Annotated in this window: 20 protein-coding genes; 3 read left to right on the top strand and 17 right to left on the bottom strand. The window is 42.2% G+C overall.

Annotation, left to right across the window (positions count from 1 at the left end):
• Positions 1-152: 152 nt before the first annotated feature.
• A complete protein-coding gene (locus tag C5695_RS04635; protein WP_024426598.1) occupies positions 153-401 on the top strand; it encodes a YhdB family protein in 249 nt (82 codons plus the stop codon).
• Between the two features lie 35 nt (positions 402-436).
• On the opposite strand, the gene C5695_RS04630 is transcribed toward C5695_RS04635, so the two are convergent.
• The 12 genes from C5695_RS04630 to C5695_RS04575 all read right to left on the bottom strand — a co-directional run bounded on the left by C5695_RS04630 (position 437) and on the right by C5695_RS04575 (position 15,323).
• Entirely contained in the window at positions 437-1,321 is an 885-nt protein-coding gene (locus tag C5695_RS04630; RefSeq protein WP_117729594.1) for a GNAT family N-acetyltransferase, read from the bottom strand.
• Between the two features lie 245 nt (positions 1,322-1,566).
• Positions 1,567-2,217 (bottom strand): response regulator, encoded by a 651-nt coding sequence (locus C5695_RS04625; RefSeq protein ID WP_117729591.1) that lies wholly within the window; start codon positions 2,215-2,217, stop codon positions 1,567-1,569.
• Positions 2,214-3,359: a GAF domain-containing sensor histidine kinase gene (locus tag C5695_RS04620; RefSeq protein ID WP_117729589.1), complete on the bottom strand. Its 1,146-nt coding sequence runs from the start codon at positions 3,357-3,359 to the stop codon at positions 2,214-2,216. Before C5695_RS04620 ends, C5695_RS04625 begins: the two co-directional genes overlap by 4 nt.
• A 151-nt stretch (positions 3,360-3,510) precedes the next feature.
• The gene (locus C5695_RS04615; RefSeq protein WP_117729587.1) at positions 3,511-5,256 is read right to left on the bottom strand and encodes a phospho-sugar mutase; all 1,746 of its coding nucleotides are present in this window, start codon (positions 5,254-5,256) and stop codon (positions 3,511-3,513) included.
• A 340-nt stretch (positions 5,257-5,596) separates the two neighbouring features.
• Positions 5,597-7,258, bottom strand: a complete 1,662-nt coding sequence (gene glpD, locus C5695_RS04610) for a glycerol-3-phosphate dehydrogenase (protein ID WP_117729585.1) — start codon at positions 7,256-7,258, stop codon at positions 5,597-5,599.
• 139 nt (positions 7,259-7,397) lie between these two features.
• The gene (glpK, locus tag C5695_RS04605) at positions 7,398-8,894 is read right to left on the bottom strand and encodes a glycerol kinase GlpK (RefSeq protein WP_117729583.1); all 1,497 of its coding nucleotides are present in this window, start codon (positions 8,892-8,894) and stop codon (positions 7,398-7,400) included.
• 16 nt (positions 8,895-8,910) lie between these two features.
• Positions 8,911-9,726 (bottom strand): MIP/aquaporin family protein, encoded by an 816-nt coding sequence (locus tag C5695_RS04600; protein WP_117729580.1) that lies wholly within the window; start codon positions 9,724-9,726, stop codon positions 8,911-8,913.
• Between the two features lie 214 nt (positions 9,727-9,940).
• Complete coding sequence (locus C5695_RS04595; protein ID WP_034663739.1) at positions 9,941-10,498, bottom strand: glycerol-3-phosphate responsive antiterminator; 558 nt, start codon at positions 10,496-10,498, stop codon at positions 9,941-9,943.
• A gap of 175 nt (positions 10,499-10,673) precedes the next feature.
• A complete protein-coding gene (locus C5695_RS04590) occupies positions 10,674-12,014 on the bottom strand; it encodes an aspartate aminotransferase family protein (protein WP_117729578.1) in 1,341 nt (446 codons plus the stop codon).
• 255 nt (positions 12,015-12,269) lie between these two features.
• Complete coding sequence (locus C5695_RS04585) at positions 12,270-13,862, bottom strand: PucR family transcriptional regulator (protein ID WP_117729576.1); 1,593 nt, start codon at positions 13,860-13,862, stop codon at positions 12,270-12,272.
• Between the two features lie 38 nt (positions 13,863-13,900).
• Positions 13,901-14,818 carry an AEC family transporter gene (locus C5695_RS04580; protein ID WP_117733009.1) on the bottom strand — a complete coding sequence of 306 codons (918 nt, stop codon included), beginning with the start codon at positions 14,816-14,818 and terminating at the stop codon, positions 13,901-13,903.
• An 88-nt stretch (positions 14,819-14,906) separates the two neighbouring features.
• Complete coding sequence (locus C5695_RS04575; protein WP_117729574.1) at positions 14,907-15,323, bottom strand: VOC family protein; 417 nt, start codon at positions 15,321-15,323, stop codon at positions 14,907-14,909.
• 170 nt (positions 15,324-15,493) lie between these two features.
• On the opposite strand from C5695_RS04575, the gene C5695_RS04570 reads away from it, so the two are divergent.
• Positions 15,494-15,910, top strand: a complete 417-nt coding sequence (locus tag C5695_RS04570) for a hypothetical protein (RefSeq protein ID WP_117729572.1) — start codon at positions 15,494-15,496, stop codon at positions 15,908-15,910.
• Between the two features lie 37 nt (positions 15,911-15,947).
• Here the strand turns inward: C5695_RS04570 and C5695_RS04565 are convergent, their stop codons facing one another.
• From C5695_RS04565 to C5695_RS04555, 3 genes are all read right to left on the bottom strand, one after another.
• Positions 15,948-17,486: a bifunctional GNAT family N-acetyltransferase/carbon-nitrogen hydrolase family protein gene (locus tag C5695_RS04565; RefSeq protein ID WP_117729570.1), complete on the bottom strand. Its 1,539-nt coding sequence runs from the start codon at positions 17,484-17,486 to the stop codon at positions 15,948-15,950.
• A 15-nt stretch (positions 17,487-17,501) separates the two neighbouring features.
• Positions 17,502-18,167: an HAD family hydrolase gene (locus tag C5695_RS04560; protein WP_117729567.1), complete on the bottom strand. Its 666-nt coding sequence runs from the start codon at positions 18,165-18,167 to the stop codon at positions 17,502-17,504.
• Between the two features lie 310 nt (positions 18,168-18,477).
• The gene (locus C5695_RS04555; RefSeq protein ID WP_117729565.1) at positions 18,478-18,828 is read right to left on the bottom strand and encodes a DUF5365 family protein; all 351 of its coding nucleotides are present in this window, start codon (positions 18,826-18,828) and stop codon (positions 18,478-18,480) included.
• A 109-nt stretch (positions 18,829-18,937) separates the two neighbouring features.
• Between C5695_RS04555 and C5695_RS04550 the strand changes: the two genes are divergently transcribed.
• Positions 18,938-19,846: an RluA family pseudouridine synthase gene (locus tag C5695_RS04550; RefSeq protein ID WP_117729563.1), complete on the top strand. Its 909-nt coding sequence runs from the start codon at positions 18,938-18,940 to the stop codon at positions 19,844-19,846.
• A gap of 35 nt (positions 19,847-19,881) precedes the next feature.
• Here the strand turns inward: C5695_RS04550 and C5695_RS04545 are convergent, their stop codons facing one another.
• Together C5695_RS04545 and C5695_RS04540 are read right to left on the bottom strand one after the other, a co-directional pair.
• Complete coding sequence (locus C5695_RS04545; protein WP_117729561.1) at positions 19,882-20,448, bottom strand: class D sortase; 567 nt, start codon at positions 20,446-20,448, stop codon at positions 19,882-19,884.
• Positions 20,449-20,494: 46 nt separating this feature from the next.
• Positions 20,495-23,398 (bottom strand): 5'-nucleotidase C-terminal domain-containing protein, encoded by a 2,904-nt coding sequence (locus C5695_RS04540; protein WP_117729559.1) that lies wholly within the window; start codon positions 23,396-23,398, stop codon positions 20,495-20,497.
• Positions 23,399-23,449 lie beyond the last annotated feature (51 nt).

Raw genomic sequence — 23,449 nt, 5'->3', positions numbered from 1 at the left:
TTTTGCCGGTCGATCCGTTTTCATACATGCAGCATTTATTCAGCCTATAATTCCCGGTACATGATTCATGCGGACACCAACTTTTCCCCTGAAAATGTCGATATGTTCCGAGCAAACTAATGAGGACTTCTCAAGGGAAAGGAGAAGGTTTGATGAATGTGGCGGATTATGATAAAGCACTTTACTATACGCATCGCTCGCAATGGGATAATTTACTTATTCTTATGGTACGTACGCAAGATGACTTGCTCTCCAAACGTATTGAGCATTTCTTACATGCGTATCAATTTAACCGGAACGATGCAGATGTTGAAAAATGTTTATACGGGCTCCTCCAGTACATTGACCATGCTTCAGAGGCTGCTGCTTCTGAAGTGTATTCACAACCGATGTACACATAAAGAAAAAGGCTGATTATCAGCCTTTTTACATACATTTAGCAGTGCGCAGTAATTGGAAGCATAAAGTGGTCTTTGACCCACTCTTTTTTCGTGTAAATAAACAGCGCATCCTCATCATTTGGTGTCTTGATCGTATGTAAGCCCTCCATTGACGTATCAAGGGTAAAGTAGAAGATCACTTTTTCCGTCGTTTCATTCACGATACTTGCAACAACTTCCTCTATATTTGGTGCTTGTAGAGATATAATATCAAACACATGTATGGTGTCATTTTCTTCATTCATCAAAACAATGGTCTCTAACGATTCAATATAGAAAATGGCATCCGGCCAAACCAATGTAAAGTAAAACATCAATAAGCTACCATGACCGTGAGCATCTAATTTCATTGAGCCTATTTGACGTTTTTCTGCAAACTGTTCAAGCAATGGCAGGTCATGCTTCAGCGACAGTTGCCTGAAATGCATATCCTTTTTCACTTGAAGGGTGCTTTTGCTGATATTTAAACTAAATTCACTTTCATGGTAACGAGTAAAGCCGAACCTCGGATAAAAATCCAGCACGGTTTCATTGGCAAAAAGAAAGATCAGATCGCAGTCATTTTTGTACGTATCCATAATATGCTGCATTAACTTTGTCGCTAATCCTTTATGGCGGTAGGCTTGATCTGTCATCACTGTGCCAATTTGAACAGCTCGATACTTTTGACCATCAATGACTAGTGACATGAGATAGACGGATGCGTTTGAAACCACTTTCCCTTGATCGACAAAGGAATAAGGAATATATTTTTCATCCCAGTACCCTCTCTTATACCAGCCACTAAAATCCAAATCAAATGTATTGATCGCTAACGCATTAAAGCTTTCTCTCAATTTGTCATCATGACGATAATCACTCACTAATTTATATGTCTCCATTTTTCCCCTCCTTTTTAAAGCAGCTTATCATCAGCGGTTCATCACCTCCTTCAACATAAAAAAGACTTCATGAGCATCCACTCATCAAGTCTTTTATCGTTTTACTTTTAGAAATTAGACTGAACATGCTTCTCTTTTCACGCAAAAGGCACGTCAAATAAACTAGCTACCGTGCTCTTTTTATTCAATTTATTGAACTGAATGTGCGCTTAAAAGTTTTAGCATAACGACTAAATCTCCTTTTGTTATAACAGCTCTTTCGGCTGGTTTTTTTGATAATCTACTGCATACAGAGCCGCCTGGGTTCGATCGGCCAACTCTAGTTTTGATAATACATGGGATACGTGCGTTTTGACAGTTTTTTCAGAAATAAACAGGGATGCGGCAATTTCTTTATTGCTTTTACCCTTTGCAATTTCAAATAAGACATCTCGCTCTCTATTGGTTAGCTCTTTCATCAGTGCCCATTTTTGCTCTTTTGGCTCGGTCAAATGCTGGACAAGAAAGGTGGTGATATGACCATCTAGCTGATAGGTGCCCTTTTGTACGTCAATCATTGTCGTAAGAAGTTTTTCCGGCGCTACATCCTTGAGCTGATACGCTCTGGCCCCTGCTTGAATGGCGGGAATGACATAATCTTTATCCGCATAACTTGTCAGGATTACAATGTGGGTATCAGGCATTTCCTGCATCATTTGTTTTGTCGCCTCAATGCCATTCATCACAGGCATCGATAGATCCATCAGGACGATGTCAGGCCTCGTTTGTCTCACAACTTCTAATGCTTCTTCTCCATTAGAAGCCTCACCAACGATCTCGACGTCAGGCTGTGTCTGCAAGAAAAACACAAGCCCTTTTCTCACAATATGATGATCATCTGCAATGACAACTCTCATTTCGATTCCCTCCTTTCTTGCGAAAATGGCACCTTCACTTGAATAATCGTTCCTTTACCGATCTCAGAGTCAATACAAAATGTACCGCCAGCTCTTTTGATGCGATCAGACATCCCTTTCAGTCCAAGCGAAGGAAGGCTCATTTGCTCATCGTACTGAAATCCTTTTCCATGATCGATGATTTTCATCTCAAACGTGTCTTTTGATTGTTCAAGCTGGACTTTGACTTCCTCTACTCCCGCATGTTTTTGACAATTATTCAGCGCTTCTTGGCATACCCGAAACAACGTTTCATGCTGCGAATGATCCATCTCTATACAGCCGGATAACGATAATGTACAACGTAAGCCTAAAAGCTTCGCATACTCTTCAATGCCTGTTGTAAAGCCTTTTTCAATTCCTCTTGGTCTTAGCTGCCAAATGAGTGACCGCATTTCAACCAGTGCATCTTGTGATAAATGCTGAATAAAATCAATCATTTCCCCTAGACTTTGATCGTTAGTCATTTGACGCGCGGCCTTAGCAGTCAAACTGACTGAAAAGAGCATTTGGTTGACAGAATCATGTAAGTCTTGTGCTAGCCGGTTTCTTTCTTCCAATAGCGCATGCTGATGTTCGTTTTGCACAAGCTTCATCCGCTGAATGGCAGTGCCGATTTGAAGCGCAATGCTTTCAAGTAAATTTAGTTCTTCTTGCGTAAATGTGATTTTTCCTTTTGCCGCCACATTCAATAACCCAAACGTACGCTTACACGCTTTGAGAGGAACGGTCGCATGATGCGTAATTTCTTCAGTATCCCCTAGCTTTTGATCAATCGCCGTTTCTATGCGTTTACAGTTAATAATGTTCGTCGCTGATTGTAGCGAGCCTTTTGTGTATCGATTGATGCAATAGCAATCATTTTGACACATGAGCTGCTTTTGATGCTTTGCCAGCGCTTCGGGTAAGGAGACATCTGCCATCAGTTCATACGAGCCGTCTTTTTCTATAAAATAAATCCATGCTGAATGAAAGCCTGTCACATCCATCAGCATTTGAAGCACTTCATGAAGTGTATCTTTCATTTCCATGCCTTCATTGAGCTTTTCTGCAATTTCTTTTAACGTTTTTAATGTTTGAACCTTCTCTTGGTATTCTCCCATACTGTGTACCCCCAGCACTTGCTACCTTCTCTTATCATTACGCTCATTATACCATGAGCACTCTGCCGGGCCTTTCTCTAAAAGGATGATTTTTTCTCATCCTTTTGATGGAGAAAAGGCCATCATGCATGCACACGATGGCCTTGTTTGTTTATTTAGCTGTTTCTTCCACAATCTCATATACGACTTTCATCACTTCTTCTGACAATTGCTTCAGCTTTTCTTCGCTATCTGTTAAAGACGTACCTTTGACGGCAATATAAAATTTTACTTTAGGTTCAGTGCCGGAAGGTCTTAAACAGAACCAAGAGCCATCCTCAAGGAAATATTTCAGCACGTTTGATGCTGGTAGATGAATGATTTCTTCTTTCTTTTCAGCCACGTGGTATCTTTGACTTGATTGGTAATCCTCGATGATAGTAATTCGCTGCCTTGCGATAGTAGCAGGCGGATTTGTTCTAAACGTATGAAGGATGGCTGAAATCTGTTCTGCTCCTTCTTTTCCTTTTAAGGTTAACGACTTTAACCCTTCCCGGTAAAATCCAAACTCCTTGAAAATATCAACAAGTGCATCGTACAAAGACTTGCCTTGTTTTTTATAGAAAGCTGCTACTTCGACGGCTAACAGCGCTGCTTGCACCGCATCTTTATCCCGGGCAAAGTCACCGATTAAATAGCCATAGCTCTCTTCATAACCGAATTGAAACGTGTATTCTCCGCTCTCTTCGAATTGCTTGATTTTTTCTCCAATAAATTTAAAGCCGGTCAGTGTGTCTATCGTGTCGGCACCAAATGCTGATGCAACAGCTCGGCCAAGCTCACTTGTGACGATGGTTTTCATCACAACGGGACGAGGCGGCAGCTGACCCAGCTTTTGTTTTTCAGATAATAAATAATGAAGCAGCAAGGCTCCTGTTTGGTTACCTGTTAAGACGGTAAACTCCCCATCATGATTTTTGACCGCAATGCCTAACCTATCAGCATCTGGGTCTGTTGCAATGAGGATATCGGCATTCTGCTTTTCGCCAAGCTTGATGGCATATTCAAATGCGGCATGCTCCTCTGGGTTTGGCGATGTCACTGTTGAGAATTGTGGATCTGGATTCTCCTGTTCAGGCACAACAGTCACATGCTGATAGCCAAGAGCTTGAAGCCCTTTTCGGACAGGCTGGTTCGCAGTGCCATGAAGCGGGGTAAATACGACTTTCACATCGACCTCATTTGCCAGCTCAGGATGCACACTGATGGTTTTTAATTTTTCTATATATGCATGATCAATTTCTTCTCCGATCATGTTGATCAGCCCTTGTTGTTTTAACGTCTCTTCTGAATCAACTGAAATTGACAGTTCATTTTCAATTGCATCCACTTCTTGAATGACTTGATCTGCTTGAAGCGGTGGCAGCTGTCCGCCATCTTCTCCATACACTTTATAGCCATTATATTCTGGTGGATTATGACTTGCTGTCACGACAATCCCAGCAAATGCATTCAGCTCCCGAACAGCAAATGAGAGTTCTGGTGTTGGACGCAGTTCGTCAAATACGTACGTTTGGATTCCCTGTGAAGCAAGTGTTTTGGCTGATTCCATCGCAAATTCAGGCGACTTATGGCGTGAATCATATGCAATGGCGACGCCTCTTCTTTTTGCATCCTCTCCATGTTTCGCAATATACGCAGCAAGACCTGCAGATGCTTTACGAACCGTGTACACATTCATTCGGTTCGTGCCGGCACCAATTTCACCGCGCATGCCTCCAGTGCCAAACTCAAGGTTTTTGTAGAAACAGTCTTCAAGCGCCTGGTGGTCATCTTGATGCGCCTCTAGCCACTCCCTTAGCTCAGTATCCAGGTGCTTCTCATTGATCCATCGCTCATAATTCGTCTTCCAACTCATGGTCGTCCTCCCAGCTCTTATCAATAAAATAACCTCTACTGTTATTCTATATGGAATCACCCTTTATGTCATGCTATATCATTAGCAGATGAAGAAAATGAAGAACAAATAAAAAAGCCGATACATGATCGGCTTTTAAGATTGTTGACAAAGTGCTAAAATGATGTTTATTTTAGCCCTTTGTCTTCTTTTCAGCGTGATAGAAAACCTTTGCAGTCTAGGAAGGACGAGCACCGGAGCAGAGCGAATTTGTCATTCGTGAGCACCGGAGCGCAGGACTGACAAAGAATGCGAGGGTTTGTCTACACGCTGAAAAGCCGATACATGATCGGCTTTTCTCTTATTCAGCATCAAGCGGTACGACTGCTTCATGGAAAAGTTGATCTAATTCTGTTTGATGTTTCTGTTTTGTTGCTTCATCCCAGCCGAAACGCTCTGCCATATAGTCGATGACTGGCTGTGCATATTTTTTTGCCCAATTGATATTAAATAATAGGCTTCCTGTTCTTCTTAAGAAGAAATCAACAGGGGTAACGGCTAATTCTTCTTCGATCGCATAGACAAGCTCTGCCAGTACATACGCTGGAATGTTTCGTTTGTCTGCTTCGCCTTGAAGCTGCTCGACACGATTGAAGAGACTGCTGACGTTTGAGCCATATTTCTCAGCGAGTTTTTGAGCAATCGGTTCTGTTAAACCAACAGATGCTCCTTCTGCTGTTTTCGCCTGGACAAAGGAAGCCATATTTTTAGATCCACCTACATGACCGCCTGAAATTGGCATATGCTTTGTTTTACATGGCCCAAAGTCTTTGCCCGTTTCTTCTTTTAGTCCATCACGTACAAGATTCACAATGTGCTCAGCCATTTTGCGGTAGCCTGTTAATTTACCTCCAGCAATGGTAATTAAGCCTGAAGATGATGTCCACACTTCATCCTTACGAGAGATTTCTGAAGGATCTTTGCCTTCTTCATGAATGAGCGGACGAAGACCAGCCCAGTTAGATTCAACATCTTTTTCCGTAATATTGAGATCAGGGAACATGTATTGAATCGCTTTGATGACATAATCACGATCTGCTTTTGTCATACGCGGATGTTCCAGCTGTTTTTTGTACACTGTATCTGTTGTTCCAACGTACGTTTTGCCTTCTCTTGGAATCGCAAAGACCATACGTTTATCAGGTGTATCAAAGTAGATCGCTTGTTTTAATGGGAAGACAGATTGGTCGAATACTAAGTGAATACCTTTTGTATGCTGCAAGTGTTTCCCTTCTTTTGAGTGATCCTTGTCTCTTAGCTGATCGACCCATGGACCTGTTGCATTGACAATTTTTTTCGCATATACATCGTATGTTTTCTGCGTCATGACATCTTCAATGACAACACCGACAACTTTGCCTTTATCATAAATGAATTCTTTTACTTTCGCATAGTTGACTGCTTCTGCCCCAAATTTCACAGCCTCTTTCATGACTTCAATTGTCAGACGTGCATCATCTGTACGGTATTCAACATAATAGCCTCCGCCTTTTAAGCCGTCTTTTTTCACAAGCGGTTCTTTTGCAAGTGTTTCTTTCGCACTTAGCATGCTTCGACGTTCGCTATGCTTTACGCCTGCTAAAAAGTCATACACTCTCAGTCCAATTGAGGTTGAGAACTTACCAAATGTCCCGCCTTTATGCATCGGAAGCAGCATCCATTCTGGCGTTGTCACATGAGGACCGTTTTCATATACGATGGCACGCTCTTTACCGACCTCTGCGACCATCTTCACTTCAAATTGTTTTAAATAACGAAGTCCACCGTGCACTAGTTTCGTTGATCGACTAGACGTACCGGCTGCGAAATCCTGCATTTCAGCAAGACCGACACGCATTCCGCGTGAAGCCGCATCAAGTGCTGTACCTGCGCCTGTAATACCCCCACCAATGATAAACACATCATATGGTTTTTTTGTCATTTCCTGCAGCATTTGTTCTCTTTCTAAGCTAGAAAAAGTCATCTCTTGTTCCTCCCATGTTGTACGGTAAAGAAAAAGAGACCGCAAACACCCAAAGCGTATTTCTACACTTCGGTGCCTGCGGTCTCTCCAGTTCTCCAACCGTTCTATTAACTTACTTGAAGTATACCATACTTTTGGTTTATTTGAAAGCTTGAGCTGCTTTTACAGCCTTTTTCCACCCGCTGTATAACGAGTCACGGCTGCCTTCTTCCATCTTAGGTTCAAAGCGCTTGTCAAGGTTCCACTGTTTTGCAATGTCTGAACGGTCGTTCCAGAAGCCAACTGCTATTCCCGCAAGATAGGCCGCACCGAGTGCCGTCGTTTCATTAATTTCTGGACGCTCTACAGGCACATCCAGTAAATCACTTTGGAAGCCCATTAAGAAATCATTCTTCACAGCTCCGCCATCAACTCGCAATGTTTTAAGTGAGATGTTTGAATCCTTTTCCATCGCATCTAACACATCTTTCGTTTGATAAGCAAGTGATTCTAACGTTGCACGGATGAAGTGCTCTTTAGAAGTACCGCGTGTTAATCCGAATACAGCGCCTCTGACATCACTGTCCCAGTAAGGTGTGCCTAGACCAACGAATGCCGGAACGACATATACGCCATCTGTTGACTCAACGCGCTCTGCGTAAGCTTCGCTGTCTTTCGAGTCTTTAAACATTCTCAGTCCGTCACGCAGCCACTGAATCGCTGAACCAGCAACGAAAATACTTCCTTCTAAAGCATATTCAACTTTGCCGTCAATGCCCCATGCAATCGTCGTTAATAAACCATGATCCGACTTAATTGCTTTTTCCCCTGTATTCATCAACATGAAACATCCTGTACCATATGTGTTCTTCGCCATACCTTCTTCAAAGCAAGCCTGACCAAATAAAGCAGACTGCTGATCTCCCGCTGCTCCTGCAATCGGAATATTTCTTCCGAAGAAGTGATAGTCTGTTGTTTCACCATAAATGTGTGAAGATGGTTTCACATCTGGAAGCATAGATGCAGGTACGCCAAGGATATCAAGTAATTCTTCGTCCCATTTCAGATCGTAAATGTTGAACATTAACGTTCTTGACGCATTGGAATAATCTGTGACGTGTGATTTACCGCCAGTCATCTTCCAAATAAGCCATGTATCGATTGTGCCAAACAGTAAGTCGCCATTTTCTGCTTTCTCACGAGCACCTTCTACATTGTCTAAAATCCATTTTACTTTTGTGCCTGAGAAATAAGCATCGATGAGAAGACCTGTTTTATTTCTAAACGTTTCATTGTGACCTTGCGCTTTCAACTCTTCACAAATGCCAGACGTTTGTCTTGACTGCCAAACAATCGCATTATAAATAGGTGCGCCTGTATGTTTATCCCAAACAACAGCTGTCTCACGCTGGTTCGTAATTCCAATACCAGCGATTTGATCTGCTTCAATTCCTGATTCAATTAAAGCAGTTGAAATGACGGATAGAACAGAGCTCCAAATTTCATTAGCATTGTGTTCTACCCAGCCTGGGTTCGGAAAATATTGATTAAATTCCTTCTGAGCTGTATGGGCAATTTTGCCTTCTTGATCAAATAAGATCGCTCTTGAGCTTGTTGTCCCTTGATCTAATGCGAGAATATATTTTTCTTTTGCCATGATGTTTTTCCTCCCCTTACATACTTTCATTTACAGCATTTGTTTGGTTTTTCGTAGAGACATAGAGTCCTAACAATACCACAACTAAAATAACGCTTACAATCCAAAAGGCTGGAGTGACGTTCGCTTTAAAGGCTGCATTGTAGAAAACACCACCAAATGCGCCGCCTAAAATTGGACCAACAACAGGCACCCAAGCATACTTCCAATTCGATGGGCCTTTTCCTGGAATCGGCAGGATCGCATGTGCAATTCTCGGACCTAAATCACGAGCAGGGTTAATTGCATAACCAGTTGTTCCACCTAATGAAAGACCAATTGCAACAATTAAGAAACCAACAATCAGCGGATTAACTCCGTCTGCAAATTTATTTGCACCAATCGCTAAAATTCCTAGAACCAATACAAATGTACCGATCACTTCACTAAGTACGTTTGCAAAAGTATGCGGAATCGCAGGACCAGTTGAGAATACACCTAGCTTTGCACCTGGATCGTCTGTTGCTTTCCAGTGCGGTAAGTAATGTAAAAAGACAATAATAGCCCCTATTAATGCGCCAAGCATTTGACCAACAATATACATTGGAACATCAGCCCAAGGAAAACTTCCTTCTAATGCAAGCCCAATTGTCAGTGCAGGATTTAAATGCGCTCCGCTGATCCCACCAGTTGAATAAGCTGCAATGGCTACCGCAAATCCCCATCCGAAAGCGATTACAATCCAGCCGGATTGATATGCGAGCGATTTCTTTAAATTAACTGCCGCACACACACCGCCTCCAAAAATAATGAGCAGCATTGTACCTACGACTTCTCCCCAAAATGGTGTCATGAAAAATTCCTCCTCTGGTTCAGTTGCCATCCCCTATGAATGTGTAGAAAAGATAAAGAAAAAGATCCACAACAAACATACTTTACATCAGGGTCATTTGTCACCTAGTAAAGCGTTGTTGTGGATCTCCGTTTCTCCATCACATGATATTAACTTAGTGCTATAGTATCAGAGGATGAAAACGTTGTCAATCAATTTTCACATTTTATCTTTTTCACTTTTGGAACGCTTTCCAAAGGGTGGTATTCGAGGTCGTTACAGCTGTAGCTCCAGCTTCAAGCGCTCTTTCTACATCTTCTTTTGTACGAATAAACCCGCCTGCAAATATTGGAATCCCTGCTCGCTCGCGTACTTCAGTAATTAAATCTGGTACGACTCCAGGCAATACTTCAATAAAATCAGGACGATGTTTCCCTACGAACTCCATGCTTTTTTCCATGGCACTCGTATCAAGTAAAAACATTCGCTGAATGGCATATACCTTTTTTTGCTTTGCTTTAACTATGACAGAAGACCTAGTAGAAATAATTCCTGCCGGCTTCATTTCCTGACAAATAAATTCCGTTCCATACTCATCATGTTTAATGCCGTGAATGAGATCGACATGGACAAACATTTTTTTATGATGGGCATTCGCCTCATTCATGATGCCCTTTAGTCGGCCTAAGTGAACATCAAGTAAGACTCCATATGTAAATGGACTTTTTAAAAATTCCTCAAATTGCTTCATATTACGAACAGCAGGTAGAATGGGTTGATCATGAAAACTCATATGCCGTCTCCTTCTAAAATATATTGGTTCAGCCTTCTCCTAACAGTAATAGAATCTCATCTATTTTTCAATACACCTAGTGTGCCCAATGCCGATATTACCTAACAGCTTGGTTGATCGAATCCACTAGCTCAGCAGCTTTTATTCCATAGAAAAAAGCAGAGAAGTCTCTCTGCTATAGCTGTGCCATGCTTTCTTTTAAGGTATTGATGATAAATGAAGCATCATCATCTGTGATATTAAGCGGTGGTGCGAGCTGCGCAACATTATTATAGCCTGCCACCGTATCCCCATTTTTCCCGATGATCAGCCCGCGTTTTTTACATTCTGCGATCAATTGAGCGACAACATGTGGTTCTGCTGGTTTTTTGGACTGTTGATTCTGAACAAGCTCTATGCCGAACAGCAACCCTTTTCCTCTGACATCACCGACAAATGGATGCTCTTTTAACGCTTGCAAACGGTCAAGCATATCCCGGCCGAGCACCTCGGACCGTTCTACTAATTGCTCTCTTTCCATAATCTCTAGGTTGGCAAGTGCCACGGCACAGGAAGCAGGATGACCGCCAAATGTATTCACATGACGCAGCCGATCATACGTATCTTCTCCTGCATAAGCTTCATAGATTTCTCGTTTTACACACGTTGCAGAAAGCGGTAAATAGCCGCTTGTAATCCCTTTTGCCATTGTAATGATATCCGGCTTTACTTCCTCATGCATAAAACCAAACCGCTTCCCTGTCCGGCCAAAGCCGCAAATGACTTCATCTACGATGAGAAGCGCTCCATGAGCTTCACAAATGTCTTTCACCTTCTTCAAATACCCTTTTGGCGGCATTAAGATACCACCGCCTGTAATAATCGGTTCCATAATGACTCCAGCGATGGTCTCACTTAATTCCCACGTCATCGCTTGGTCAATGGCCGCTGCACTTGCCAAGTTCTCTTGGTCCTCAGGGTGACGATATAGATCAGGCGGTGCGACGTGGATAAAGCCCTGACCTAATGGTTCATATTTATATTTACGCTGCGCTTGACCGGTTGCGGCAAGAGCTGCCGCTGTATTGCCATGATACGACCGATACCGGGAGATGAACTTTGTCCTTGTACTCTCTCCTGTTTGCGCATGATATTGTTTGGCAATCTTAAATGCGGCTTCATTGGCTTCAGACCCGCTGTTAGAAAAGAAAATGACATAGTCCCCGCCAAGCCACTCATTGAGCTTTTCAGCCAGCTGGATCGCTGGCACATGGCTTTGTGTGAGTGGATAGTAAGGCATTGTATTTAATTGCTTATAAGCCGCTTCCGCAAGCTCTTTTCGTCCATATCCAGCATTCACACACCATAGGCCTGACATCCCGTCTAAATAGCGATTTCCATGAATATCTTTCACCCATGCACCTTCTGCCTCAAGAATGACCATACTTTCATTTTCCTTGTTTGTCCCTTTCATATGATGCCAGATCAATTGATCATCTTTCGCCTGAAGATTTTGCGCCTGCTCATGTATTTTCATCTTCCCGCCCCCATGTATCCGTTTTCACTACTAAAGAAGCTTAGACCAGTTCCTCAGCACATTGCCTCTCCATTCATTATATGGATGATACGCGCGTCATATGAAACCGGAACTAGGTCCGTCCGTAAGAGAGAACCCATCGTTCCTTTCATTATAAAAAAGGAAACAGGGAGATTACATTAGACAGATCGTCAACTGATTGAAAAGAATGATAGGACACTTTTCTTCAGGTCTCGGCAAATTGAACATACTGGGCTAACGGCGACTTCCTTGCAGGAATTCATAAGCAAGAATGGCAAATTCAAGTGCCTGGCGTTTCGGCGCTTGCATCATATCCTCACCAAGCAAAGCATGCAGTTTATCCAGTCTATGATAAAGGGTTTGCCTCACAATATAGAGCTGGCTTGCGGTTTCTTTTTTTGAACCGTTTGTCTGTAAGAAGAGATTGAGCGTTTGATAAAGCCTTCCGCTATTTTGGTTATCGTTTAAAATCACTGGCTCTAAATACTCTTTCACCATACATTCAAGTAGACCGCTTTCCTTCATAACAGGCATGAGACGGAGCATATGTAAATCCTGATAAAATGGGCTTTCCACCCGGTGGGGCAGCACTTTTTTTAAATGCAGCACTTCTTTGGCGGCTTGAAAGCTTTTTCTCATATGCTGAAATTGTTCAAAATATTGACCGATGGCAAAATTGATCACGTCCCCTCGGGGCTGCTCCCGCTCATACAATTGTTTGATGTCGTTTGCAGCCTTTTCTGCGCGCTCTTTCCAGTCCTCTTTTTTTCTCGTATTCAATAAAATAAATAAGGTTTGTCCTTGATGCTCATAAGCAATCAGATGAAAACCTGCACGCTGGAAGATAGAGCGGCAAGATACAAGAAAGTAGAGATTACCTGCGATTTCTTTAATTTGATGATGCTTTTGAAAAAGCATGACAACGCAGCCAGCTGGCTTTTTTAATCCTTCTGTTTCTTCAAGATGCTCAATGATTTCTCGTTCTGTATGGGCTTCTTGGAACCATTTTTGCAGCCATTCATTCTCTTTTGTCTTCTTTAGCTCTTCTGTATAAAGCTCTCTTAATGTTTGCTGGGCAAGGGCATTCGCTCCTTTATCCAGCACAAGCAGTTCAAATTCTGAGAGCGTGTCCGCTTGATGAATGAGCACAAGGTCTGCAAAGGTTTGTTTAAGCGCTAGGACTTGTTTTTGCGTCACATCGTATCCCTTTGGCAAGGATGCATACTGCAAAAAGTTCATAACCAGTTCTTCGGTTTGCTTGGAAGAATCACATAAAACAATCGGCTCGCCTTGAACGGGGAGGAGTAAAAGAATTCCCCTCACATGCTGATACACTTGATCTAAAATATCCATCTGCGGATGCGGAGTGAGTAAGAGCTCATTCAGCTTTGATGAGAGGGCTTCTAAATCAGCCATCATTTGATACTGACGCTCGATCATCATCGTATGAAGATGCTGCGTGATGTTGACGAACTTCACTTCTTTTGTAAATAGAATCAGTGGGAAATCTCTTTCTTCTGCATAGGTCAGTAATTCTTCCGGCACTTCGAATCTTAGCGGAACAAATTCAATACACAAGCCTGCCGCCCCTGAATCAATCAACTGTCTGAGAAACTCTTTAAACATATCCAGTTGATCATGGAAACCTGCGGCGGTTGTTAATATGAGCTCGCCTCCATTTAATAAATCCTCTACAGCAGGCACTTCTAATACATGTACCCATTTGACCTGCCGAAACAGTCCTTTTTCCCCTGCTAACACTTTCGCATGCGCAAAATGCTTCGTTTTTAGCACGTCACTCACCTGGAAATGAATATCTACATTCACTCATAAATCCCCCTTTGTTTGCCGCCTATCTCTATTCCCTATCCCAGAGGGTGCATGGATAAAATCCATAATAAAACTGGTAACGTCACGATACTTAAGATTGTACTGAGAAACGTCGTGCTTGAGACAAACTCAGGCTTCGTTCGAAATTGTACGGCCATCAGTGTTGTATTTGCCGCTGTCGGCATGGCTGCAACTAAGATCATAATTTGTTTCACCAAATCATCGACCGGTAAAATCAGTGTAAAACCAAATGCAATCAGTGGTGAGATAAACAGCTTCAGCAATACAGCATATGAAATATTGCGATAATCCACTTGCTTAAAAGAAATGACAGCAAGCTGCATGCCTAAAATAAGCATAATTGTAGGTATCGCAGCATCCCCAACAAGCTGAACACCCGTCATTAGCTCTTTAGGTAATGAAAGGTCAATCAGCTGAAATATAAGACCGAGGAGCGCCCCATAAGCAACCGGCATACGAAGCACTTTTTTCAGCACGACCTTTCCATCCCCTGCATCCTCTCCGCCCTTTGCTGCATAGTACATGCCGATCGTACTCATGACAAGCTGCTGCAGTACCATTAACACAATCGCAATATCCAAACCAGCTGCCCCAAAGACGAGCAAGACAACCGGCGTGCCATAGTTTCCATTGTTCATAAAGGCTGACGACAGAATCATGGCACAATACGTTTCATTCGAATACCCATAAATACGAGATAAAATAAAGACACATAAAATAAGTGAAACACAAAGCCCGACAACAAAAATGGATAAATACACATAGTCCATCGACACTTTGTTTTGATAAAAAGTTTCAAACGCAAGAAATGGTGACATTAAATATAAAGACATTGATGAGAGCGTATGTATGTCAAAACCAATGGCCTTCTGCCCGATATATCCAATGAGAAATATGCCGAACACTGGCAGTAAGACAAGTAAAAATTCCATGTTGCACCTACTTTTCTCTAGTTGAATTCCAGATTCTCTCTGCTTCCTCATTATCATACCACTGATAAACAATAAAAAAGAAGCACCCTTATGAAAGGCTGCTTCTTTCGTCATTCATATAGAACACTTCCCACAAATGACCATCAAGATCCTGAAAGCTCCATCCATACATGAATTCATGATCCTGCTTCTCCTTAAACGGTGAACCACCTGCTGCCATTGCCTGCTCAACAAGCTCATCGACCTCTTCTCGTGATTCAACCCTCATGGAGATAATGACTTCTGATGACTGCCTTGCATCCACCACTTGCTTCTCTGAAATGGACTGGAAATGCTTAACGGATAGCAGCATAACTGTGATCGTGTCATCCATGACCAAGCAAGCTGCCTGATCATTCGAAAATTGCTCTTCGAAATCAAAACCCAGCTGTTCAAAAAAAGCCCTAGATTCCTTGACATGCTTGACCGGCAAATTGATATACATATGTTTAGTTTCTCGTCCCATATTCCTCTCCTTTTGAACAAATGATCGTTCATTTCAGTATATTCGCCATCTGCTTCGGCATCCCTTAGTCACATGAAAAAATAAGCGCTACGCCTCATTTACCTTATTTTTACATCATTGTATGATGAACCTTGAACAGATCCATTACAAAATTTTAGGAGGTTTTCATATTGAAAACAATCACAAAATCTTTGATGCTCTCCACTTCACTCGTATTATTTGCTTCTCCTTTTGCTCTGTCAGCAAAGGCGGCACCTATTCCTCATGAACAGGTGACAGCACAAAGTGATTTTCAGCTTCCAACTGTGACAGAGACGATTAAACGAAACATTGAACTTTCATTTGAAAAGCAAGAAAAATGGCTCTCACAGCTAGAATTAATTGCAGGTGAGGAAAAACGCAAATTAGTCGAAGAATTTTTCGATGAGCACATCAGCCCTGCATTGCAAAACCTTTTAGAGGAGCCTTCACTTAAATGGAACCAAGTGGACCATGCGATTTACCAGTCTCTTGTCCAATCAGGTATCCCGTTTTTAGCCGCAAAAGCAATCGCTCATGGCGTCACATTATCTCTTAAAAAAATGTAATCAAAAAGAAGCGCCTCGTCATAGGCGCTTCCTTTCATTATTTCTTATATTCAATATGGTACACATCTCTTCTTCGGTCTTTCAGCTGGCGTACGGTGCCATCTTGTCTTTGTCTTCTTAAAATTTCTAAATCGACATCACCAACGACAACCATCTCAATATTCGGATTACACTCTCCTACAATCCCATCTCTTGCAAATTCAAAGTCTGATGGGGCAAATATAGCTGATTGTGCATATTGAACATCCATATTTTCAGTTTGCGGAAGGTTCCCGACTGTTCCCGAGATGACGGTATAAATCTGGTTTTCAACTGCTCTCGCCTGTGCACAATAACGTACTCTTAAATAGCCTTGACGGTCTTCTGTACAGAACGGAGTGAAAATAATTTTTGCTCCTTTGTCAGCTGCGATCCGGGCTAGCTCAGGAAATTCAATATCGTAGCAAATTTGGATCGCAATTTTGCCGCAGTCTGTATCAAATACCCGGACTTGGTCACCAGCTGAAATCCCCCACCATTTTCTTTCATTCGGCGTGATGTGAAGCTTATATTGCTTTTCAATCGTTCCATCACGTCTGAATAAATAGGCAATATTGTAGATTTTCCCTTCTTCTTCTACAAAGTGGGAACCGCCGATGATATTAATGTTATATTTCACAGAAAGGTCTGTGAATAAATTAATGTAGTCCTCTGTATATTCCGTGATCCGCTGTACAGCAAGACTTGGTGACCGCTCTTCTAAATAAGACATAAGCTGCGTCGTAAAAATTTCAGGGAATACGGCAAAGTCAGCTGACGCATCTGATGCGACATCTACATAATACTCGACCTGATTCATAAATTCCTCAAAGGAATGAATTTGTTTCATCGCATATTGAATCACGCAAATGCGGACAGGGAACGCCGATTTATAATATCTTTTCGATTGCGGGCGATAATCGACATTGTTCCATTCCATTAATGTCGCATATGTGCTGGATGCCTTATCATCCGGCAAATAATTCGGGTTGATCCGCATGAGACTAAATTCATTTAACAGCTGAAAAGATAAAACGGGATCATAGATTTGGTGAAGCATCACCTGCTCCACATACTGACGCGGTGTCATTTCATCTTGGTATTTATGATAATTTGGAATCCGTCCGCCAATGATGATACTTTTTAAATTTAATCTTCTCGCTAAGTCTTTTCTTGCTTCATACAGACGATGCCCAATTTTCATGCGGCGGTATTCAGGACTCACCATTACTTCGATGCCGTACATATTCATCCCATCAGGATTATGATTTGTGATGTACCCATCATCTGTAATGTCCTGCCAAGTGTGGCGATCATCGTATTCATCAAAGTTAATTAATAAACTTGAACAAGAGCCAATGATTTCTCCCTCGAATTCAGCACAAAACTGCCCTTCTGGGAAATGCTCAAGATGGCTTTCAAGATGCTCTCGTTTCCAAGGGTCCATGCCTGGAAAGCATACCTCTTGTAAAGCAATAATTCGGTCAATATCATCTTCCCGGATATTCCGGATGACCATTCTTTTTTCAAACCGTGTTAAGTCTAGTTTTTCTGCCATGATGTTTTTGCCCCCTTACTGATCCTCTTTTTCAAGCTGATGGAATAGCTGGAGCAATTCAATTTCAGCCATTGATTCTAATCTGACATCATATTCTTCAAACTGTAGCGTGCTCGTCACTTTGTTTGGGACGATGACGCACTTCATGCCTGCTCGTTTGGCAGCAACCGATCCATTTACAGAATCTTCAAATGCCACGCAATCTTTCGGTTCTACTCCTAAGCAGCGTGCTGTTTGCAAATAAAGCTCAGGATTTGGCTTTACTTCTTCCACATCATCTGACGTGCGGATACATTCAAAGTAATCAAAAAGACCAATCTGCTTTAGGTGATCAGACACCCATTTATAATCTGAGCTGGAAGCAAGTCCAATCTTGATCCCAAGCTCTTTTGCTGCTTCTAAATAAGCTTCTACGCCCGGTCTTGCTGATTCGTCCTTCATTCTCATTTGAAAACGTGAATGCCGGTCCGCTGTAAGTGCCTCATGATCGAGCGTCTTCCCTATCTGCTTTTCCAAATATTCAAATGGCTTAAAGCCTGCCTGCGTGCCAATGACCTTGCCCCATACGGAAAGAGGCAGATCTGACTCGTGCTCCGCAAACATTTCTTGTAAAACCTCATATTCATGTGTTTCTGTATCTAAAATTAATCCGTCAAAATCAAAAATAATCGCCTTTACCAACGAGGCCACTCCTTTTTTTTACAAAAGTCTTAAACATATACTCCATGCTATCATATCGTGAATAAAATTGACTTTCAAAGATGAATGTCTGCTAAAATGATTATGTATAAAAGGAGCCTGCACCATTTTGTCAGACTCCTATCCGTGTTCGGTTTATTCTGCAAGAGATCCAAGCGCTCCGATTCGTGGAGAAATAGGCAATGTTGAAAAAGAGCGGGTTTGGTATTACAGATCTTAAAGGTTTCTCCGTTCCCTTAAAAGTAGTATGTGCGGGTGCCTTGTAAGTTAACAAGGAAGTTCTCACCATCTTTTACGCATTTTGAAGGTGACGGCTAACGAAATCGTCGAGATCAAACGGAAAAGAAAATCCGCTGGCATTGACCTGCTCACGGTTTCGCTCGAATAGCTCACGATCTCGTTTTGTGATTTGACGTTTCGGTTTAACAATAATGGTATGTAATAGCTGAAGTCCCGATAAAATACGAAAAGCATCATCCATCGTCCCGTTATATACGCCATCAATAAAAGTAAAAGGGTGGTCTTTTTGATACATATCTAGATGCTTTCCATTGACAGCATGGGCAAGAAGATCTTCAACATCCTTTGATATTTCTTCAATTGCCTGCTCTTGAAGGTCTGTAGCAGCTTTCATTAATCTCACGTGACATCTACCTCTCTGTCGTTATTTCTCCATTCAGAATAGCACAGAAAAAAAGGCGTTCGCCAAGGTAAGTGTTTCCTATATATACCCAAAGAGAGGACCCGATATTATGAACATAAAAGGACATATGCTCTCACTCAAAGTAGATGAGCTTCATCATAACACTTCACTCAGTCATTTTTTAAAAACAGCCGTGTCTGCCTCAAAGCCAGTTATCCATTATTGGATGGAGCATCAAAAAGTTCGTTTGAATCAAAAACCTGCTCATCAAGCGGCAAAAGTCTGTACAGGTGATCAAATCATCATTGATTTATTTGAAACAGAAGAAAGTGATGTGACACCAGAATACGGTGAGTTAGAGGTGCTTTTTGAGGACGAGCATCTATTCATTGTCCAAAAGCCCGCTGGTCTGCCCACTCATCCGAATGAACAAGGACAAACGGGTACACTAGCTAATCTTGTCGCCTTCCATTTTCAAGCAAATGGAGAAGAAAAGCGGGTGAGACATATCCATAGACTTGATCAAGACACAAGCGGCACCGTCATTTTCGCAAAGCATAGATTAGCCCATGCGGCTCTTGATCAAATGCTTTCTAAAAAAATGATCACCCGAACGTACATCGCCATCGCAGAGGGACTTTTCAAAAAAAAGAAAGGGACCATTGATGAAGCCATCGGCCGTGACAAACACCATGCCGTCAGACGCAGAATCTCCCCTACTGGACAAAAAGCTGTGACGCATTTTCAGGTCATGGACATGAATAAACGTCTGCAATTGACAGCCGTTAAACTGCAATTAGAGACAGGTAGAACGCATCAAATTCGTGTCCACCTTAGTAGCCTCGGGTATCCGTTAGCTGGCGATACCTTATATGGCGGTGTTCGTAAACACATCAATAGATGCGCTCTTCACGCCAAAGAAGTTGATATGAAGCACCCTTTTACAGGTGAGCATCTCACCATAGAAGCTCCTCTACCACCAGATATGGCCCAGCTCATGAATCAAATCATCCATTAAAAAGAGCCTGCTCATCAAATGCAGGCTCTTTTCCTTTATTCAGACGTTCTTTTTGCATACATAATATACCGCTCTGGCGCATTGCCGACGAAATGAAAAGGATAGCAGGTCGTTAGGATAAGCTCTTCCTTTTCATTCTGCAAAGTAATAATGGATGTATCATGCTGATCGACAATTTTCGTATGTGTGATTTCATATATAAATTCACCATACGGCACCGTCATTTTCAGCTGATCTCCAATATCCAGTTCGCCTGTCCGGCGAAACACCGTATCACGGTGGCCAGAAAGGACAATTTGTCCATTCTGATCAGGATAATAACTGCCTTTGTAGTGTCCTACTCCCTTTGCAAGATCATCCGCATCCGTCCCTTCGACAATGGGAAGGTCTGCTTTTAACTTTGGAATCGTCAGAATGCCAGAGGCTTTCCCCACTTCAGGAGCAAATTGCTTTTTGGACATCCCTTGATCGCCCGCTACGACCTTCTTCGCTTCTTCTAATGATTGTGCTGTTTGAAGATGAGTAGAAGCGATTTGCCACATTCCCCAGCCGAGCAGGACGATCCCTGCAATCATGACAGTCAGTGCAAGCCACTTTTTCATGCTTAAACTCCTTTGCCTGTTACATTTCTCTTAGATGATACACTCTTTAGCTTGCTGCTTTTTCTTCTTGTTTTGCTTTTTGAATTCGTCCCTCTTTTTGATACACAATGGAAGCTCCCTCAAAGCTTTTGACAAAAGCGACAGTGGCTTCTAAGTCTTCTGGGCCTGTTTCAGGATTTTTCCCAAGGCTTCCTATTGGCGCATATTTACTACCAGTTGCAGTTGCCATAAAGTTATTCACCGTGAGAGTATACGTTTGATCGAAAGCAACGGCTGAACCGTTGGACAGCTTCAAATCGACTACTTTATATGTTACCGGATCATAAGAATATGAAAAGCCTGAAATACTATAATCTGGTCCAAATTGTGGTGAAATTTGTGCTTCTATGATCTCAACTAAGTCTTTCCCCTTAATCTCAAGCTTGACTAAAACATTGCCGAATGGCTGAATGTTAAACAAATCTCCCCACGTAATCGGCCCTTTTTCGAGGTTTTGTCTAATGCCGCCTCCATTCATCATAGCAAAATCGCTTTTCATGGAATACCTCATACCATCTGCAATCAGGTTTCCGAGCGGCGTGTCTCCATCATTTGAATAGCCGCCTTCCATTTTGACGCCAGCTTCTCCAACCACTTCACTAATAATTGGCTCAACTTCTTTCCCGTAATGCGCCAAGATGTCCGCTGCTTCCTTATCCTTTTCAATACCAGACTGGTCTACATACTTGATATTTGCACTCTTTTTGACCATATCCTTCGTTTTACGGTCCAGTGTGACATTGACTTCACCAATCGCCTTCCCATATTCAAAGGCTTGAACAATTAATTTCCCATTGACCTCTCCATTGACCACTTCGTGATTATGCCCTGCAAAGATGACGTCAATTTCATCATCACCTTCTTTGGCAAGCTTTGCACTTTCTCCAGTGATGGTCTCGCCATTTTGAGAGGCTGTCATATGAGCTAAAACCGCTATGGCTCTAACCCCTTTTTGTTTTAGTTCCTTCGTGGCTTCATTCACGGCTTTGACTTCATCTGTAAACTGAATGTCTTTAATCCCTTCTGGCATGACCATTCCTGCGGCTGACTTGGTCACAACACCGATAAATGCAACTGGAATTCCTTCAACATCGATGATTTCATAAGCTGGTAAAAGCGGCTTGCCTGTTTCCTTGTATTCACAATTTGCACAAACGAGCGGAAAATTCTGTCCGTCATACCCCTTTGTACCTTTGGGATGATCCCCGCCCTTTAAAATACGTAATAGCTCGTCCACCCCTTCATCGAACTCATGATTGCCGACCGTACCAACATCAAAGCCAATGTTCTCCATGAGTTCAACGGTTGGTTCATCTTGCAGAAGAGAAGATATTGGAGAGCTCCCGCCAATCATATCTCCAGCATGGACAGTAATTGTATTTTTTTGTGCTGCTTGTTTTTGCTTCAAATAGGCGGCCACATAATCCATTCTTCCGTACATCCCTTTACTGCCATCACCTTTTAGATCCAGCTCGTATTCTTGATCAATTTTACCGTGTAAATCATTCATACTTAAAATCGTTAATGGGACTTCGCCCGCGTCCTTTGCCGGCTGATAGCCAGCCTGCTCTGCTTCTTCCTTGGAAGCAAAAAAGATCCTTTTATCCACATTGATTTCTTTCCAGCTGTCAGGCGATACGTAGGTTTTCACTGATGAATCACCGACGTAGCGTGTCAGTCCCTTTTTCTGTTCACGTGCTCTAAATTCAAATGGCTGTTCCAGTAGAGGGTCCGCTTCATTCCAAATCCCCAGTCCTTGTTCTTTTGCATCCTTTACTGCTTTTTGAAACGACTGATAGTCCTTTTCATCTCCAACTGGCCAGATGAAATAAGTAGGGGCATACCCTTTTTTCACAAGCTCTAAATTTGTATTTAAACCTTTTTTCGTTTTCACTTGAGCTAAAAGACGTCCATAGCTGTCCTTCGCTTCAGGACCAATCTTTAATGTGACTTGGTCGCCGCTTGAAAGAAGTGTTTTTAAATAGTCAGTCGCCTGCTGTCCAAAACGTAATTGGTTTTGATCTAATTCATTTTTTGGCTTATGATACGTTTCCGGCGTGTCCATATTTACAAAACGCACCTTTGTTGTACCTAGAACAGGCTTCTTTAAATGAATTGTATCTCCATCCACCACACGGTCAACTGTTGCTTTATATTCTTTCTTGATCTTTGGCGGCTTTGCCTGGTGTTTGAGCAGTTTGATATCCTTCTTATGTCTTGGTAGCACCTGAAGCGTATCATACCTGCTTAGCACGCCTGTGAACTCGTACCATTTCCCCGCCTTTACCTCATCAATGGCATTTGTATCAACCATCACTCTCAGAATGGAGCTATGATATTTTTTATCAACAATCACGACATTGTATCCACCGCCAGCCGGCTGATCTGGTTTTGTCTCAACATAGCCTTTGACTTTCACAAGCCGTCCTTCATGTTTTCCGGCTTGATCCGTTTCTAGTTGCTTCACAGATACCCGCTTCGGCTTTGGCAAAGTTTGATTTACAGCATCTATCTTCAGGCGATCTTGATCTGGCACAATTTCAATCAGTCCTTTATAGGACGTGATCTTACCAGTTACTGTCACCTTCATGCCTGCCTTTAGTTCTGGGAATTGATTGGGCTGTGCTGAATAAATATTGATTCCAGCTGATTTGTCTTGAATGTATGTGGATAGTTTACCATTACCTATTGCGGATTGATCTGCTGTGACAATTCCGCTTACCGTTACGGTCTCCCCTATCAACTGACGGGCTTTTTTGATCTGCACGATCTTTTTTTGCTTCCAAACCATTTCCTTCTTTTCAGCTGCGCTGACCTCGCCTCCTGTAATCATGCTCGGCAGTATGGATTGCAAACTAAAGATCACCAAAACGAAACAACAGATCATTCGAATGGATAGCACTCGTTTCATTAGACCTCTCTCCTTTGCTCTTCATCTCTCATATTGTACAAAGCAAATATT

Origin of the sequence: Bacillus pumilus, assembly GCF_003431975.1 — a bacterium.
Taxonomy (GTDB): domain Bacteria; phylum Bacillota; class Bacilli; order Bacillales; family Bacillaceae; genus Bacillus; species Bacillus pumilus_N.
Note: the sequence above shows the minus strand (reverse complement) of the source record. Positions and strands in the feature narration are given on the sequence as shown.